The organism is Paenibacillus sp. Marseille-P2973 (assembly GCF_018101095.1).
Lineage (GTDB): Bacteria > Bacillota > Bacilli > Paenibacillales > Paenibacillaceae > Fontibacillus > Fontibacillus vini.
The window spans coordinates 401,321-416,344 of record NZ_JAGQEH010000005.1 but is presented as its reverse complement, the minus strand read 5'-3'; the positions used below and the strand labels follow the sequence as shown (position 1 = coordinate 416,344).

General features: G+C 50.2%; 13 protein-coding genes. 12 read left to right on the top strand and 1 reads right to left on the bottom strand.

The genetic code is table 11. From position 1 onward, the window contains the following. Positions 1-41 precede the first annotated feature (41 nt). From KB559_RS13675 to KB559_RS13650, 6 genes are all read left to right on the top strand, one after another. A complete protein-coding gene (locus KB559_RS13675; RefSeq protein ID WP_211022483.1) occupies positions 42-941 on the top strand; it encodes a carbohydrate ABC transporter permease in 900 nt (299 codons plus the stop codon). A gap of 20 nt (positions 942-961) precedes the next feature. After that, the gene (locus KB559_RS13670) at positions 962-1,780 is read left to right on the top strand and encodes a carbohydrate ABC transporter permease (protein ID WP_211022482.1); all 819 of its coding nucleotides are present in this window, start codon (positions 962-964) and stop codon (positions 1,778-1,780) included. Between the two features lie 43 nt (positions 1,781-1,823). Then, positions 1,824-2,831 carry a LacI family DNA-binding transcriptional regulator gene (locus tag KB559_RS13665; RefSeq protein ID WP_211022481.1) on the top strand — a complete coding sequence of 336 codons (1,008 nt, stop codon included), beginning with the start codon at positions 1,824-1,826 and terminating at the stop codon, positions 2,829-2,831. Between the two features lie 39 nt (positions 2,832-2,870). Next, on the top strand, positions 2,871-3,638 hold the full coding sequence (locus KB559_RS13660) for an alpha/beta hydrolase (protein ID WP_211022480.1): 768 nt from the start codon (positions 2,871-2,873) through the stop codon (positions 3,636-3,638). A 241-nt stretch (positions 3,639-3,879) separates the two neighbouring features. Further along, positions 3,880-6,045, top strand: a complete 2,166-nt coding sequence (locus tag KB559_RS13655; protein ID WP_211022479.1) for a glycoside hydrolase family 3 N-terminal domain-containing protein — start codon at positions 3,880-3,882, stop codon at positions 6,043-6,045. A gap of 49 nt (positions 6,046-6,094) precedes the next feature. After that, positions 6,095-9,478, top strand: a complete 3,384-nt coding sequence (locus KB559_RS13650; protein WP_211022478.1) for a GH36-type glycosyl hydrolase domain-containing protein — start codon at positions 6,095-6,097, stop codon at positions 9,476-9,478. Positions 9,479-10,056: 578 nt separating this feature from the next. On the opposite strand, the gene KB559_RS13645 is transcribed toward KB559_RS13650, so the two are convergent. Further along, a complete protein-coding gene (locus KB559_RS13645; protein WP_211022477.1) occupies positions 10,057-11,169 on the bottom strand; it encodes a DUF4303 domain-containing protein in 1,113 nt (370 codons plus the stop codon). Between the two features lie 144 nt (positions 11,170-11,313). Here KB559_RS13645 and KB559_RS13640 point away from each other — a divergent pair, with 144 nt between their 5' ends. From KB559_RS13640 to KB559_RS13615, 6 genes are all read left to right on the top strand, one after another. Continuing rightward, entirely contained in the window at positions 11,314-11,676 is a 363-nt protein-coding gene (locus tag KB559_RS13640; RefSeq protein WP_211022476.1) for a hypothetical protein, read from the top strand. A gap of 22 nt (positions 11,677-11,698) precedes the next feature. Beyond that, positions 11,699-12,427, top strand: coding sequence for an alpha/beta fold hydrolase (locus KB559_RS13635; RefSeq protein WP_211022475.1), 729 nt, complete (start codon positions 11,699-11,701; stop codon positions 12,425-12,427). A 203-nt stretch (positions 12,428-12,630) separates the two neighbouring features. Further along, a complete protein-coding gene (locus KB559_RS13630) occupies positions 12,631-12,831 on the top strand; it encodes a cold-shock protein (protein WP_114497440.1) in 201 nt (66 codons plus the stop codon). A 2-nt stretch (positions 12,832-12,833) separates the two neighbouring features. Then, positions 12,834-13,124 carry a cold-shock protein gene (locus KB559_RS13625; RefSeq protein ID WP_348772918.1) on the top strand — a complete coding sequence of 97 codons (291 nt, stop codon included), beginning with the start codon at positions 12,834-12,836 and terminating at the stop codon, positions 13,122-13,124. Positions 13,125-13,361: 237 nt separating this feature from the next. Then, positions 13,362-14,063 carry a response regulator transcription factor gene (locus tag KB559_RS13620; protein ID WP_282103159.1) on the top strand — a complete coding sequence of 234 codons (702 nt, stop codon included), beginning with the start codon at positions 13,362-13,364 and terminating at the stop codon, positions 14,061-14,063. Positions 14,064-14,066: 3 nt separating this feature from the next. Continuing rightward, positions 14,067-15,002, top strand: a complete 936-nt coding sequence (locus KB559_RS13615; RefSeq protein ID WP_211022474.1) for a sensor histidine kinase — start codon at positions 14,067-14,069, stop codon at positions 15,000-15,002. The last annotated feature ends 22 nt before the right edge of the window (positions 15,003-15,024 follow it).

Sequence of the window (15,024 nt, the reverse complement as noted above, 5' to 3'; positions counted from 1 at the left end):
TCGTCTGGAAGGGAGTGGACAAATTTAAGGGGTGAGGATAAATGAAGCAGCATGCAAATAGCTGGCACAAATATAAATATCCGTATTTGTTCATTGCTCCGGCCATACTGTTACTCACGGTATTTTCGATTTTGCCGATTATTATCGCATTAGTCATCAGCTTTACCGATATGGACCTGTTGGGGCTGGCCGACTTTTCTAACATTAATGGCGCCGGCTTTACAAATTATCTAGGGCTATTTAAGGATCCCGTATTTATAAAATCCATAGTGAACACCGGCATTTATGTCATTATCGGGGTGCCGCTGGTCATCTTATTTTCTATGGCAGCCGCACTGCTGCTGAATTATGGAACGAGCTGGCTGTTTAATACCTTCCGGGTTGTTTACTACTTGCCATCCATTACGAATATTGTAGCCGTGGCTGTTGTATGGGGTTATCTCTATAACAGCAGGTACGGGCTGTTTAACTATATCCTTTCCTGGTTCGGAGTCCCTGGGCAAGCCTGGTTGCAGGATCCGACGCTGGCCAAACTGTCGCTCATTATGATGGCGGTATGGAAGGCGATCGGCCTGAATATGATCATTTTCCTGGCAGCGCTCCAAGGAATTCCCCGCTCCTATTATGAAGCGGCTGAAATTGACGGCGCCACCGGGTGGAAGAAGCTCCGCTATATCACCATTCCTTTGCTTAGCTTTGCTACCTTCTTCGTGACGATTACGACGCTGATCGGCTGGATTCAGTTCTTCGAAGAACCGCTGGTCATGACGAAGGGCGGACCGCTCAACGCAACGATGTCTATGGCACTCTTTATTTATAACAACGGATTTAAGCTAAGCGACTTCGGTTACGCGGCATCCGGTTCCTTTGTTCTGTTCATTATCATTATCATCGCAACGATTGTGCAGTTCCTCGTCAAGCGGAAGGAAGTTGAATATTAAGGGTAAAGGAGGGGAAGCAAATGGCGTTGAAAAGATTTGAAAAGGGCTTTATGATATTTCTTCTGGTTGCCGGCGGCCTTCTGATGATGATTCCGTTTATCTGGATGCTTGGCTCGTCCTTTAAGCCGGAAAATGAATTTACCATTGTTCCACCGACGATCATTCCGAACCATCCGACCTTCAAAAACTATGTGGATCTGTTTGCGAAAATGGATTTTATGGTGTATCTCAAAAATACGCTGATCATCGTGTTGTGTTCGTTTGTCGGGCTTTTCCTGAACGCACTTGCCGGATATGCCTTTGCGAAGTTTGATTTTCCGGGCAAGAACAAATTTTTCTATCTCATCCTGGCTACGATGATGATTCCGGGTCAAGTAACGATGATTCCTACTTATCTGATCATCAACAAGCTTGGGTTGGTAAATACGATGGCAGGCATTGTACTGCCGGGGTTGGTCGGCGCGTTCGGTATCTTCCTGTTCCGCCAGTTCATGTCAACCATTCCGACGGATTTGATGGAAGCTGCCAGACTCGACGGCGCGGGAGAATTAAGGATTTTCTTTCAATTGATCATGCCGATCGTAAAACCGGTCTTCGCCGTCCAAGGCATATTGACGTTTATCGGCGCCTGGAACAGCTTCTTGTGGCCGTTAATCATCGCCAACGACGAAAGCTTGTACACCCTGTCGGTCGGGCTGTCCCTTTTGAAAGGACAATACGCCTCGAAATTCGGTCTGCAAATGGCCGGCGCCGCCTTCATGGTAGTACCGATCATTATCGTTTTTTCTTTCTTCCAAAAGCATATTATTGAAGGATATACGATTTCGGGGATGAAATAAGTAAGTAGGATTTTTTGTACGGTTAGAAAGGATGACATAAGCAATGGCTACGATTAAGGATGTGGCGAAATTGGCCGGCGTGGCGCTTTCCACGGCATCATACGCACTTAGCGGAGACAGCAAAGTCAGTGCCAAGACGAAGGAAAAGGTGCTGGAAGCGGCTAGGCAGCTGAATTATTATAAGAACGGTTTCGCCATGGATTTAAAACGGAGCCGCACAAATACGATTGCCCTCATTTTAACGGATTTATCCGGGCCTTATTATTCGGAATTGATTCGCAGCGTCCAGGATGTGGCGCTCTCCAACGGTTACGACCTGGTAGCTTGCAGCTCCATGGGGGGCAAAGGGTCTACGGCGGTTAAATATTTGCGAGAAAAAAGAGTGGATGGCGCGATCGTGCTGGCGCAAAACATTACCGATGAAATCTTGTTGAATGCGGCCAGCTCGAGCTTCCCGATCATCGTGATGGACCGGCTTACGACGGGCGAAGGCCTTATCAGCGTCGTTGTAGACGGGGAACTCGGCGGGTATAAAGCGACCCGTTATCTCATCGACAAAGGGCATCGCTCCATTGCCTTTATTAGCGGACCAGCCAATTCCTACGATAACAGCGTCCGGTACCAAGGATATTTGCGGGCGATGCATGAGGCAGGGCTTGAGGAGAAAGCCAAATGGCGGCTGAGCGGCAATTTTGTGCGGGAAGGCGGCTATAAGGCGACGAAAATGATGCTGATGCAAGGCGAAATACCTTCGGCCGTCTTCTATGGCAACGACGAAATGGCGATCGGCGGCATCAAAGCGATGGAAGAAGGCGGCTACTCCGTGCCGGGCGACATATCCGTCATCGGTTTTGACGATATTCAGCTGGCCGAGTATGTTCAACCCCCGCTGACGACGATTCATCAGCCGATGTATGATTCCGGCTCGCTGGCGGGCCACCTGCTGTTTCAATTGCTGAATGACGAACAGGTCAACGACTCGTATAAATTAAAGGTTGAATTGACGGAACGCCAATCGGTTCAAACGGTCGTGTCAGAGATCAAGAGTTGAACAAACACATCAAGGTGAAATGAAAGCGGAGTGATCGGTTTGGCTTTTATACGAACGGCTCTATTTGCTGAAACGCTAGAAATGTCAACGGATATCGATGTGGTGATCCCGATGGCTGCGCTCCGGTCCAGCCGGGACGGCAAGTTGCCCGTCCTGTACTTGCTTCACGGACTGGGCGGTGACCATACGGAATGGACCCGGCAGGCCTCGGTGGAGCGCTATGCGGAGGACAAAGGCATCGCGCTCATTCTGCCGCGGGCGGACCGCAGCTACTATATGGATATGAAGCAAGGGGCGGCGTATTACACGTATTTGTCGGAGGAGCTGCCCGCCATCGCCAAATCCTTGTTCCCGATCTCGGACCGCCGGGAAGACACGTTCATCGCGGGCTTGTCGATGGGCGGTTATGGGGCGTTTAAGCTGGCGCTTCGCCAGCCGGAACGTTTTGCGGCTGCGGCGAGCTTGTCGGGGAGTCTGGACATCGTCCACCGTTTAAGCGAGATTGAAGTATTCCGAAACCGCGAGGAAGAGCGGATGTTTGGCAGCGTGGCCGAGGTTCAAGGCAGTGATGACGATTTGCTGGCGCTGGCGGGAAAGGTCGCCGCGGCGGGGAATCAGCCGCAGTTGTATCAATGCTGCGGGACGGAGGACTTCTTGTACGAGGGCAACCGGAATTTCCTGAAGCATGCCGAGAAGGTTGGGTTGCGGGTGACTTATAATGAAGAACCCGGAGGCCATGAATGGAGCTATTGGGACCGCAACATTCAAAAAGTGTTTGACTGGCTGCCGGTGGATAAGAACCGCTAGCGAATGGATGGAGTAGCCGGGGCTTGATGATCTGTGCAGGTATAACGCGGGCATTGCGCAGACATTGCGTAGGCATTGCGTAGGCATTGTCCGGGCAAACCTGTAAATCTGAGTCGAAACGTTATTATTTTAAGACATAAATTAGATAAAGATTGCTTGAATATAAAGAGATTTAAGTTGAGAAACGATTCGATTTAAACAATCACTCGATAATTCAACTTGTATAGGAGAGGGAGAAATCATGTCCGAGCAACGACGACTGGAAGAACTTTTGCAGAAAATGACGCTCGACGAAAAAATCGCCCAGCTGCAGCAATTGGCTGCGCCCTTCTATGAGGATGCCGAAGACGAGGGGCTAATTACAGGGCCGATGGAATCGCTTGGCATTACGGCGGATACCGTGAAGAACGCCGGCTCGGTGCTTGGCGTAGCCGGCGCGGAGAAGGTTATCTCCGTACAGCGGGCACATATGGCGAACAACCGGCATGGCATTCCGCTGCTATTTATGGCGGATATCGTGCACGGGTTCAAGACGATTTTTCCGATTCCGCTGGCCATGGGCTGTTCCTGGGATCTGGAACTGGCCGAGCGCAGCGCGGAAATCGCGGCGAAGGAAGCGGCCGTTTCCGGGCTGCACGTCACCTTCGCTCCGATGGCGGACCTGGTGCGGGACCCCCGCTGGGGCCGGGTGATGGAGTCGACGGGAGAAGACCCTTACCTGAACGCTTTGTTCGCGCGGGCGATGGTCCGGGGTTTTCAGGGTAAGGATTTAAAGAACGATCCGGACCGAGTCGCTTCTTGCGTGAAGCATTTCGCGGCCTACGGGCTGGCGGAAGGCGGGCGGGAATACAATACGGTCGATCTTTCGGAGCGTCAGCTTCGCGAATATTATTTGCCGGCCTATAAAGCCGCTATCGACGAGGGCGCCGAGATGGTGATGACTTCGTTCAACACGGTGGAAGGTATCCCGGCCAGCGGCAACGTCAAGCTGATGCGGGATCTGCTGCGCGGCGAATGGGGATTTGACGGCGTCGTCATTTCCGATTGGGCTGCCATCAGGGAGCTTATCGCGCACGGCGTCGCCGAAGATGACCGCGAAGCGGCATTAAAGGCGATTCAGGCTGGTGTCGATATCGATATGATGACTTCGGCATATGTTCTGGAACTGGCCCGGCTGGTCGAAGACGGGCTTGTACCCGAATCGTTGATCGACGAAGCGGTCATGCGCATTTTGCAGTTAAAAGAAAAGCTCGGCTTGTTCGATAACCCGCTGCGCGGCGCCGATCCGGAAGCGGAAAGTAAAGTCGTGTACTGCAAGGAGCATCTTGAAGCCGCGAAGGAGCTCGCGGTGAAATCCAGCGTCTTGCTCAAAAATGAAGGCATTCTGCCGCTGAAGCAAGGACAAAGAATCGCACTGATCGGTCCGTTTGCACAAAGCGGCGACATTCTCGGTAACTGGTCGTGGACCGGATCGAGGGAGACGGCGATTCAGTTGGGGACGGCGATGGCGGAGCGCAGCGGTGGCGGTCTCGTAGTGGCCGAGGGCTGCGGCATCCATGACATCACGGAGCATCAGCTTGAAGAGGCTGTCAAAGCCGCCGGGGAAGCCGACGTCATTGTACTGGCGCTCGGCGAAGCGTCAGAGATGAGCGGCGAGGCGGCGAGCCGCACCAACATCAAGCTGCCGGACGCGCAGCTTAAGCTGGTGCAAGCCATGAAGCGGCTCGGCAAACCTATGGTTGCCGTGCTGTTCAACGGCCGCCCGCTGGATCTGCACGGCATCTACGAAGAAGCCGATGCGGTGCTCGAAGCCTGGTTCCCGGGAAGTGCGGGCGGGGCGGCGATCGCGGATTTGCTATATGGCGTTGCCAATCCTTCGGGCCGGCTGACCATGTCTTTTCCATACACGGTGGGACAAATTCCGGTGTATTACAACCACTTCAATACGGGACGTCCGAAGCCAGCGGAAGACTCGCAGGAGAAATACGTCTCGCATTATCTGGATAGTCCGAATGCGCCGTTATTCCCTTTCGGGTATGGCTTGAGCTATACGGATTATTCATATGGAGAGCTGACATTGTCGTCGGAGACGCTGAAGCCGGGGCAGACCTTGGAGGCCAAGGTCCGGGTCAGCAACGACGGGGGCATGGCAGGAACGGAAACGGTCCAGCTCTATATTCGCGACGTTTCCGGCGAGGTCGTTCGTCCGATGAAAGAGTTGAAGGATTTCCGCCAAGTGACGCTAGCTCCAGGCGAAAGTACGGAAGTGGCGTTCGAGATCACCGAAGCGCAGCTGCGGTATCATCACAGTGACTTGTCTTTTGCCAGCGATGCAGGGAAATTCGAGCTGTACGTTGGAGGAAACAGCCGCGATACGCTGCAGGCGGCGTTCCGGTTGGAGCAATAAATGAGGCTATGTATAAATTGACATAATAGAGAGACAGGGAGTGAAGAGAATGGCGATGTCAACAGATACCAAACTGTCGATTCAACAAGGCGAGCTAGAATTCACTTTTCATAAGAACGGCGATCTGTATGAAGCAACCGGCGGCTCCACGATGATTAATCAGCTCCTGAGCAATCCGATTGACGGTTCACTGGGCAATCTTTACGCCCGGCTGCACACGGCGGAAGGAATTCAGGCTTACCCGCTGCTGGGCATTCATTCGGGCAGCCGATTCCGTCAAGCTGGTGACCGGCTGGTGTGGGAAGGCGAAATAGCGCCGGGCGAAGTGAAGAAGCCAATCGGGTATCGGGTCGTGTTCACGCTGACCGCCCAAGGCGTGTGGTTCTGGGATGTGCAGCTTGAAGGAAGCGGCGTAACCGCCGATATCGTGTACGGACAGGATGTCGGCCTTGCCGATCCGGGCGCCGTACGCAGCAATGAAGCTTATTTGTCGCAGTACATTGACCATACCGTGTTCGAGGATGCGAACAAAGGCTTCGTCGTATGTTCCCGGCAAAACCAGCCGCAGGGAGGCAAGTTCCCGTACTTGCAGCAAGGCTCGCTGACCAAGGCCGAAGGTTATTCCACGGACGGGTTCCAGTTTTTCGGCTTGTCCTATAAGGAAAGCAACCGGCCTGAGGCGTTGTCCAAGGACAAGCTGGCAAACGAGGTTTATCAGTACGAGTTCGCCTATACGGCGCTGCAATCCCGCAAGACGGAGTTAAGCGGCGACGCGCGCTTTGTATTTTACGGGTTGTTCCTCGGGGATCATCCTTCCGCGATTACAGAGCTGGAATACGCTGACGTTATCCGTCAGGCATGGGAAGAGGTGGAGTCGGCTTCGGCCGATCTGGAGCAGGGAAGTGATCGCGACGAGAACGGTACGGCGGTAACTCTTTCGCCGCAGCTCGGAGAACCGCTGCAAACTTTGCCAGTGACTATGGAAGAGCTGGACCAATGGTTCCCGCGGCGCCAGCAGGTGGAATATGACGGCGAGCAACTGCTGTCTTTTTTCACGGATAGCTATGAACATATCGTTCTGAAGGAAAAAGAACTGCTGGTTGAACGCCCGCATGGCCATATCTTAATGAGCGGAGATAACGTGCGGTTCGGTGCCGAGGTCATTACGACCACCTCTTATATGTACGGTATTTTTAATTCGCAGCTGGTCGTGGGCAATACGAACCTCAACAAGATGATGTCCAACGCCCGCAATGCGCTCAATGTGCCGAAGACTTCCGGGCAGCGGATCTACGTAGAGCTGGATGGCAAATACCGCTTGCTCACGTTGCCTTCCTTATTCGAGATCGGGTTCAACTACGTTCGCTGGTATTATAAAATGCCTGCCGATACGCTGATCGTTACCAATTTCACGACGGTCGACACGCCGGAGGTGCGGTTGCAGGTGCGTTCCGCAAACGGGGTTAAGTACCGCTTCCTGGTGACGAATCAAATCACGATGAACGTGGCCGAGTATGAAATTCCGTACGTGATGGAACAGGACGGCGAGGGCGGAGCCCTTACGTTCCGGGCCGACGCTTCCTGCATCAGTGCGCAGGTGTATCCGCGGCTCACTTACCGGATGGTACTGGATGGAGCAACGTACTCTTTACGCGACGAGTCGGTCTTGGCCGAAGGAGCCGCTCCAGGCTGCGCTTCGCTGGTGGCGATGGAGCTGGATGCGAGCGCGGAATGGACGTTGACGCACCAAGGGCTGCTGAACGGCGGCGAGCTGCCGGTTGAGCACCGCTCCGCCGAAGCTGAGATCGAGCGCTATAGAGAGTTTTACGCCAAAGTCATGAGCGGCTTTAAATTGACCAAAGACAGCGGGGACGAGGGCGAGTTCTTTAAGGTGAACGCGCTCGCCTGGTGGTATACCCACAATATGCTCGTTCACTACTCCGTGCCGCACGGTTTGGAGCAATACGGCGGTGCGGCCTGGGGGACGCGGGACGTCTGCCAGGGGCCGGTGGAATATTTCTCGGCGACTCATCAGTACGAGCAGGTGCGGGATATTTTGCTGACGGTCTATGCCCATCAGTATGCCGAGGACGGCAACTGGCCGCAGTGGTTCATGTTCGATAAATATACGCAAATCCAGCAAGAGGAAAGCCATGGGGACATTATCGTCTGGCCGCTTAAAGTGCTCGGCGATTACTTGACGGCGACCCGCGACTTCTCGATTCTCGATGAGCAGATTCCATATACGAGCAAGCATGGCTTCAACTTTACTGAGGAGACCGCCTCGGTTCGCGAGCATGTGCTTAAAGAACTGAGTTACATCAAAGAGCATTTCCTTCATGACACCTACCTGTCTTCCTACGGAGACGGCGACTGGGACGATACGCTGCAACCGGCTAATACCCAATTGAAGCAGTTCATGGTCAGCAGTTGGACCGTGGCCCTGACGTATCAAGCCGCAGATGTGTTGTCGAAGGCGTTAAGCCAGGTGGATCCTGCCTGGTCGAACGATCTGAAGCAGATTGCCGAAGGCATCAAACGCGATTATAACCATTACATGCTGGAAAAAGGCGTCATTCCGGGCTTCCTCTATTTCGAGGATCCGAACGACGTGAAGCTGATGCTGCACCCGGAAGACCGGGAGACTGGCATCAAGTACCGGCTGCTGCCGATGATTCAAAGCATGATCAGCGAATTGTTGTCCCCGGAACAGGCGGAGAGCCATTATCAGCTGATCCAGGACAAGCTGCTGTTCCCTGACGGCGTGCGGCTCATGGACCGACCGGCGCAATATGTCGGCGGGGTCAACGTGCACTTCAAGCGCGCGGAGCAGGCGGCGAACTTCGGCCGCGAAATCGGGCTGCAATACGTGCATGCGCACATCCGCTACATTGAAGCGATGGCGAAGACCGGACGGCGGGAGCAGATCTGGCATGATCTGGCCGCGATCAACCCGATCGGCATCCGGGATGTCGTGCCGAATGCGGAGCTGCGTCAAAGCAATACGTATTTCAGCAGCTCCGACGGCAAATTCAATACACGGTATGAGGCGCAGCAGCGTTTTGAAGACCTGCGTGACGGTTCGGCTCAGGTAAAAGGCGGCTGGCGGATTTACTCCAGCGGTCCCGGGATCTACATGAACCAGTTGATTTCCAATGTACTCGGCATCCGGGTGGACGGCGGAGATTTGCTTATCGATCCCGTGCTGCCGGATGAGCTGGACGGCACCCGCTTCGAGTTTGATTTCGCCGGCCCGGTCACCTTCATTTACCGGGTTAAGGGCAGCGTCGTAGAGTCCGTAACCATAAACGGACACAAAGTGGAAGCCGAGCGGATTTCCAACCCGTATCGTACGGGCGGACTGCGCATTTCCCGGGCCGAATTCGATAAGCTGCGGGAGAACGGCAAAGCGATTGTGGAAATTGAGATGTAGGAATGTAAAAGAAAAACACAAAGAAGAGAGAGGCCGTCGTTGGTCTCTCTCTTCTTTGTAGGAAATGAACCTGGAGCGGACACCCCTATTTCTTCTGACCAAGCTGACTTTCGCCATGCCGCTCTCCTCTCTAGGTTCACCTAAACCGCTATACGAAGATTAACTGGAAAACCTACAGCTATTTCGCGCGGTAGGCCAGATCCGGACAAACTAACTGGAAAACCTACAGCTAATTTAGGCACTTGCGGCGGAAAGAGCGGAAAGGATAAGAATTAACTGTACAAATTACAGCTAAGTATCCAGAATGACTGGATTCAAAGTAATTAACTGTAGGTAATACAGTTAATTTGCTCCCAACAACATTCACTCCTATCGATCTGAGTGGTGATTAGTTATTTAAAGTAATTCATTCGATTCGTGCCTCTTAACCGGACGCTTAGGGGGAGTTCCTCTACTAGGCCAAACTTCTAGAGAGTGAGGGGGTGCCCCTCAGTCATCTACGATGACTTTAGGGACACCCCTTCTTGTTTGATCATTTTTTAAGAGCGTGGTCAGCTTCTCCGGTCCCCTGCATTCTCCTATAACGCAGATATTGCATGCAACTCTTTGACTGCGTCGACCAAATTTTCGCTTTGATCTTGAAACTTGTTAGCCAATTGGGAGCAGGCATGCTTTTGTTCCGAGGTTAGCTCTCCTGCAAAATGCAGAGCCTCGATATAACAGTAAATCAAATCAAAATGCTCTCGTTTCAGTTTTGCTATTCCTGTGTAATTATGCAGTCGGGATAAGCATTCCTCTGCCAATGTGTTCCCCAGATGCTCCAGTTGTTCAAATACATCATATTCGCACCGATCCATAGAGAAGGGTACGCCTAGACTAGAACTATCGTGAAAAGTATCGTGTAATTGATCCAAAACCTCGCTTGCCGATAATTGTTGATTATGATCTACCCATGCTTGGAATTGGACATCTTTCTCTTTTAAATCGGGGAAGACCTCGTAAAGTAAGTCCGGTTCAATCGTTTTTCGCATCATAATACCATAATCGATATAGTCATTGTCAGAGGAGGCGAAGGCTATAAAGTTTGGCGTCGTGTTCAGGGAATCAAAAGCATTCGCCGCCTTTAATCTAACTACGGTTTCTAGGATAAGCGCATGATATCCATCGCAAATTATCCCCGCTTCAAATGCGATAACGGGCTGATCCCCCGGTTGGAGCGGTTCTTCGCCGCTATTGTAGGAATGAATGTCCGCAAATTTCTCGAAATCATCCAGGAGATGACCGAAGTCCCCCATATGTTGACTCCAGAACTGAAAGTTAAAGTCTCCTAAGCTATATTTCAATGAGTTGATCTGGCTGCGATCCTCGTAATGTGAATACTGCTCTTGCAGTGTATTCTCGAATTGAGAAATGTTGTTTATGTATACATAAATAGACTTATAGTCGTTCACATACAGGCTGAACGCATAAACTTCCTGGTTGTCCGGGCTTTTTGAAAAAGAGTGAATGATCTCCTTACATCCTCTTACCAGCGTATCTACAAACTGCTCCGCCTCAACGATCTTTACGTTCAGCGGTCTGTCCAGATTCAATCTGACACTCCCATCTTCATACAGTATGTAGTAACCTTCTTTATGAATCGGTGTCTTACCGTGCAGCAGTCTGCCAAGCATGGAGAAATAGGTGTTCATCAACGTCCTCCCTTTGTATAAAATTTCATCAGAGTTATCATTTCGTCGGAGAGGATTAAATTTCCTTTTGCAATCATAAAGGATCTTCCCTTTATACTCCATTACATGCACAATGAAAGATAAATATAATAAGCTGGTGATCACATGAGCGAACAATTCTGGTTAGTGGTACAGTATCCTTTGAAAAACGCTAAAGGCACCCAACGCGACGGCTGGTTAAAGGATAAAGTCATGGAATACCTGGAAATCTCTCTGGCGAATGCCGACTTAGGCCATGTTGACGGCTTTGATCTGGGCAAGTCCGTGTCCGACCCGAAGAAATATCATCTTAATATTTTTTGCGTCGTTAAGGATGAAGAGCGGAGCATAAGCTTGGTAAAAAGAGTTCTAAAAGAGAGCCGGCTGGACCATACCCGCATCAAAATTGCTACCATGCCTTATGGAACAGAAGCAGCGTACACCCTGAAATATGCAGCCAAAAAGGGCGTTACCGACTTTTCGCTATAAGAAGAAACAGGAGGACACAACATTGAAGCCAAAAGCCAAAAAAAGATTAAGAATCATCTTATTAAGTGTAGTAACCGTCTTGATATTGCTGTGTGTTGGTTTCTACATTTATACCCTGGATTACTATCGGGCCGATGATAATGCAGTTGCTGTACTTTCGAGTACGGAGGCGGGGCCCCAGATTGAAAAGAAAGACGATATGTGGATCTTTCATCCAAGTGCCGAGCAGGACAAGGGCGTCGGGTTTATCTTCTATCCGGGCGGGAAAGTAGAGGATAAGGCCTACTCGGTTTTGCTGCAACAACTTGCTCAGCAGGGAATCACCGGCGTCCTGGTTCATATGCCGTTTAACCTAGCCGTATTTGATATCAACGCAGCTGATAAGTTTTATGCTCAATTCCCTGAAATCAAACATTGGGTAATGGGCGGCCATTCTTTGGGCGGCGCGATGGCGAGCAGCTATGCGGTGAAGAATCAGGACCGAATTGAGGGGCTTGTGCTGCTAGGCGCCTACCCGGTGAAGGATAGCGACCTGCCGACGCTTGCGATCTATGGAAGCGAAGATAAGGTGTTGAATAAATCCAAGCTGTCCGCTTCTTTGAATCCATATGTCATCGAAGGCGGCAATCACGCCCAATTCGGTAATTACGGCGCTCAGAAGGGCGATGGCGAAGCAACTATAACTCGGGAAGAGCAGCAACGGGTAGCGGTGGAGGAAATTACTAAGTTCATCGTGGACGCGACGAAATAAAGGGTACCGGAATGACCGTGGGGGAAGTAAAAAAAGAAGTTGTAAATCAGATCCAGTTGTGTTATATTTAGTTTATTGGAATTTCGACCTGAGATCACATATTGTAGAGGGTTATGATTTTGATTATGTAACCTTGTACAATATGTGATTTTTTTTTGGGATTTGAAGATCATGTAATAATGAAAATATGGAGGTAATGGATCATGGAACAAGGAACAGTAAAGTGGTTTAATGCAGACAAAGGCTTTGGTTTTATCGAGGTTGAAGGCGGAGGCGACGTATTCGTGCACTTCAGCGCCATTGTTAGCGAAGGCTTCAAATCGTTGGACGAAGGTCAACGCGTTGAATTTAATGTAGTACAAGGCAATCGTGGCCCGCAGGCCGAGAATGTTGTTAAACTATAAGATTGCTGTTAAAAGGTCCCAAACATCGTTTTGGGGCCTTTTTTTTACTCATTATTCCAGAAGAGAAAGAGGGATGCTGTTTGTATTATTCACGGAAAAGACAGATGATTGATCTTCCAGAGGAAATGACAATGATATGGTCTTGCACCAATAAAGAGTGCAACGGATGGATGAGGAACAACTTCGTTTTTTCGATTCAGCCGATCTGTGGCCAATGCAATTCCCTCATGGAGAAGGGTGAGAAAGTACTGCCGATTCTGGCTAATACAAGTCCTAATCAGACAAAGTCTTAAATACTATTAACGTATGTAGAAACGCGGGTAGCGTTGCCTTCGGACAGGGGTGCAACCCCCTTCGACTCCGTAACACAGAAAAGGGTGTCTCAAAAGTCATGAATAGATGACGATAGGAGACCCCTTTTTCGCTATTTGAACTTAGACAGTACACCCCTTATTCCGATACAATGAAATCAGTCGAACCGGAAAGTAATGAAGAGAAAACGGTAAGATCTGAAAGGGGGAACATAACGCATGCCGAACCGCATTCTGCTCGTAGAGGATGACCGGGAAATTAGCCAGTTAATCGAAAGCCATCTGACACAGGAGAACTACATCGTATGTACGGCATTCGACGGTGATGAAGCCAGCGCTCTTTTTCAAAGAGAGAAGTTTGATCTTATATTGCTTGATTTAATGCTCCCTAAGTTGAATGGAATGGAGCTGCTAAAACGGATACGCGAAACTAGCGTGGTTCCGGTCTTGATCATTTCTGCAAAAGACAGTGACCTCGACAAGGTGATGGGTCTTGGCTTTGGCGCGGATGATTATTTAAACAAACCTTTCTCCATGGCGGTATTAACCGCTAGAGTGCAGGCTGCGATTCGCAGAGCCACTCAATATATCCAAACAGATAATAGCCATCAAGAAGACCTCCGAACCATTCAGTTTAAAGATCTGATTCTTGATTTGCATTTGTTCTCCGTACAGGTCAGGGGGCAGGTCATACAGCTCACTTCCAAGGAGTTTCAAATCTTGAAACTGTTTCTGTCCCATCCGTCGAGGGTGTTTACCAAAGAGCAAATCTATCAATTGATTTGGGAAGATGATTATTTAGGCAATGAGAATGCCATCAACGTACATATTCGGAGACTCCGAGAAAAAATAGAAGAGGATCCTTCAAGCCCTCAATATATTCGGACCATTTGGGGTATCGGATATAAACTGGGGGATTAGATCATGATGGTTCTTTTGTGCCTGATCCTTGGCGTTATGGCCGTGACGATAGTTTGCTTATCTTACTCCAGAAGAAGATTAAATCAGAATATAGATGAAATTACGGGCAAAATAGCCGAGATCATCCAGGATGAAACGGACGAGAAGGTGCTTATCCAAACCGATCAGCACAAGATTCAACAGCTGCTCATTCAAATCAACCGTCTATTGTTCCATAAGCAGAAGGTGATTGCGGATTATGCGAAAACCCAAGAGAGCATGAAGAAAATGATATCCAACATGTCTCATGATTTAAAGACTCCTTTGACGGTCATTCTGGGATATGCGGAAAAACTGAATCAAGAGCAGCCGATGACCCAAGAGGAACAGAAGTATGTCGTTATGCGGCTGAACCATAAAGTGAATAGTCTGGTCGGTTTGCTGAATCAATTTTTTGATCTGGTAAAGATCGAGTCGGAAGACTATGAGATCCCTTTAAGCAAAATATCGCTCAACGAGATTTGCCGGCAAATCGTGCTTGAATTTTATGACCTGCTATCTTCTAAGGGGCTTCGGGTAGAGATTGAGATTCCGGAACAGCCCATCTATATTTTCGGCAATGAGCAGGCGCTGCATCGAATATTCAGTAATTTAATCTCCAATTCGATCCGGTATGGAAGCGACGGCGGCGTATTTGGTTTAACCCTTCGGGAAGAAGGGGAATTCGTAGCGGTAGATGTGTGGGATCGCGGAAAAGGGATTGCCGAGGTGAACCAGGACCGCGTGTTCGAAAGGCTCTACACCCTGGATGATGCGCGGAATCCGCAATTTCAGGGAAGCGGTCTGGGGCTAAGCATTTCCAAACGCTTAACGGAAGGGATGAAAGGGACGATTACTCTCAGTAGTTCCCCGTATGAGAAAACGACCTTCACCTGCAAGTTTAAACAAATGAAATTATGAACCTTATTTCGAAGAGATGTTC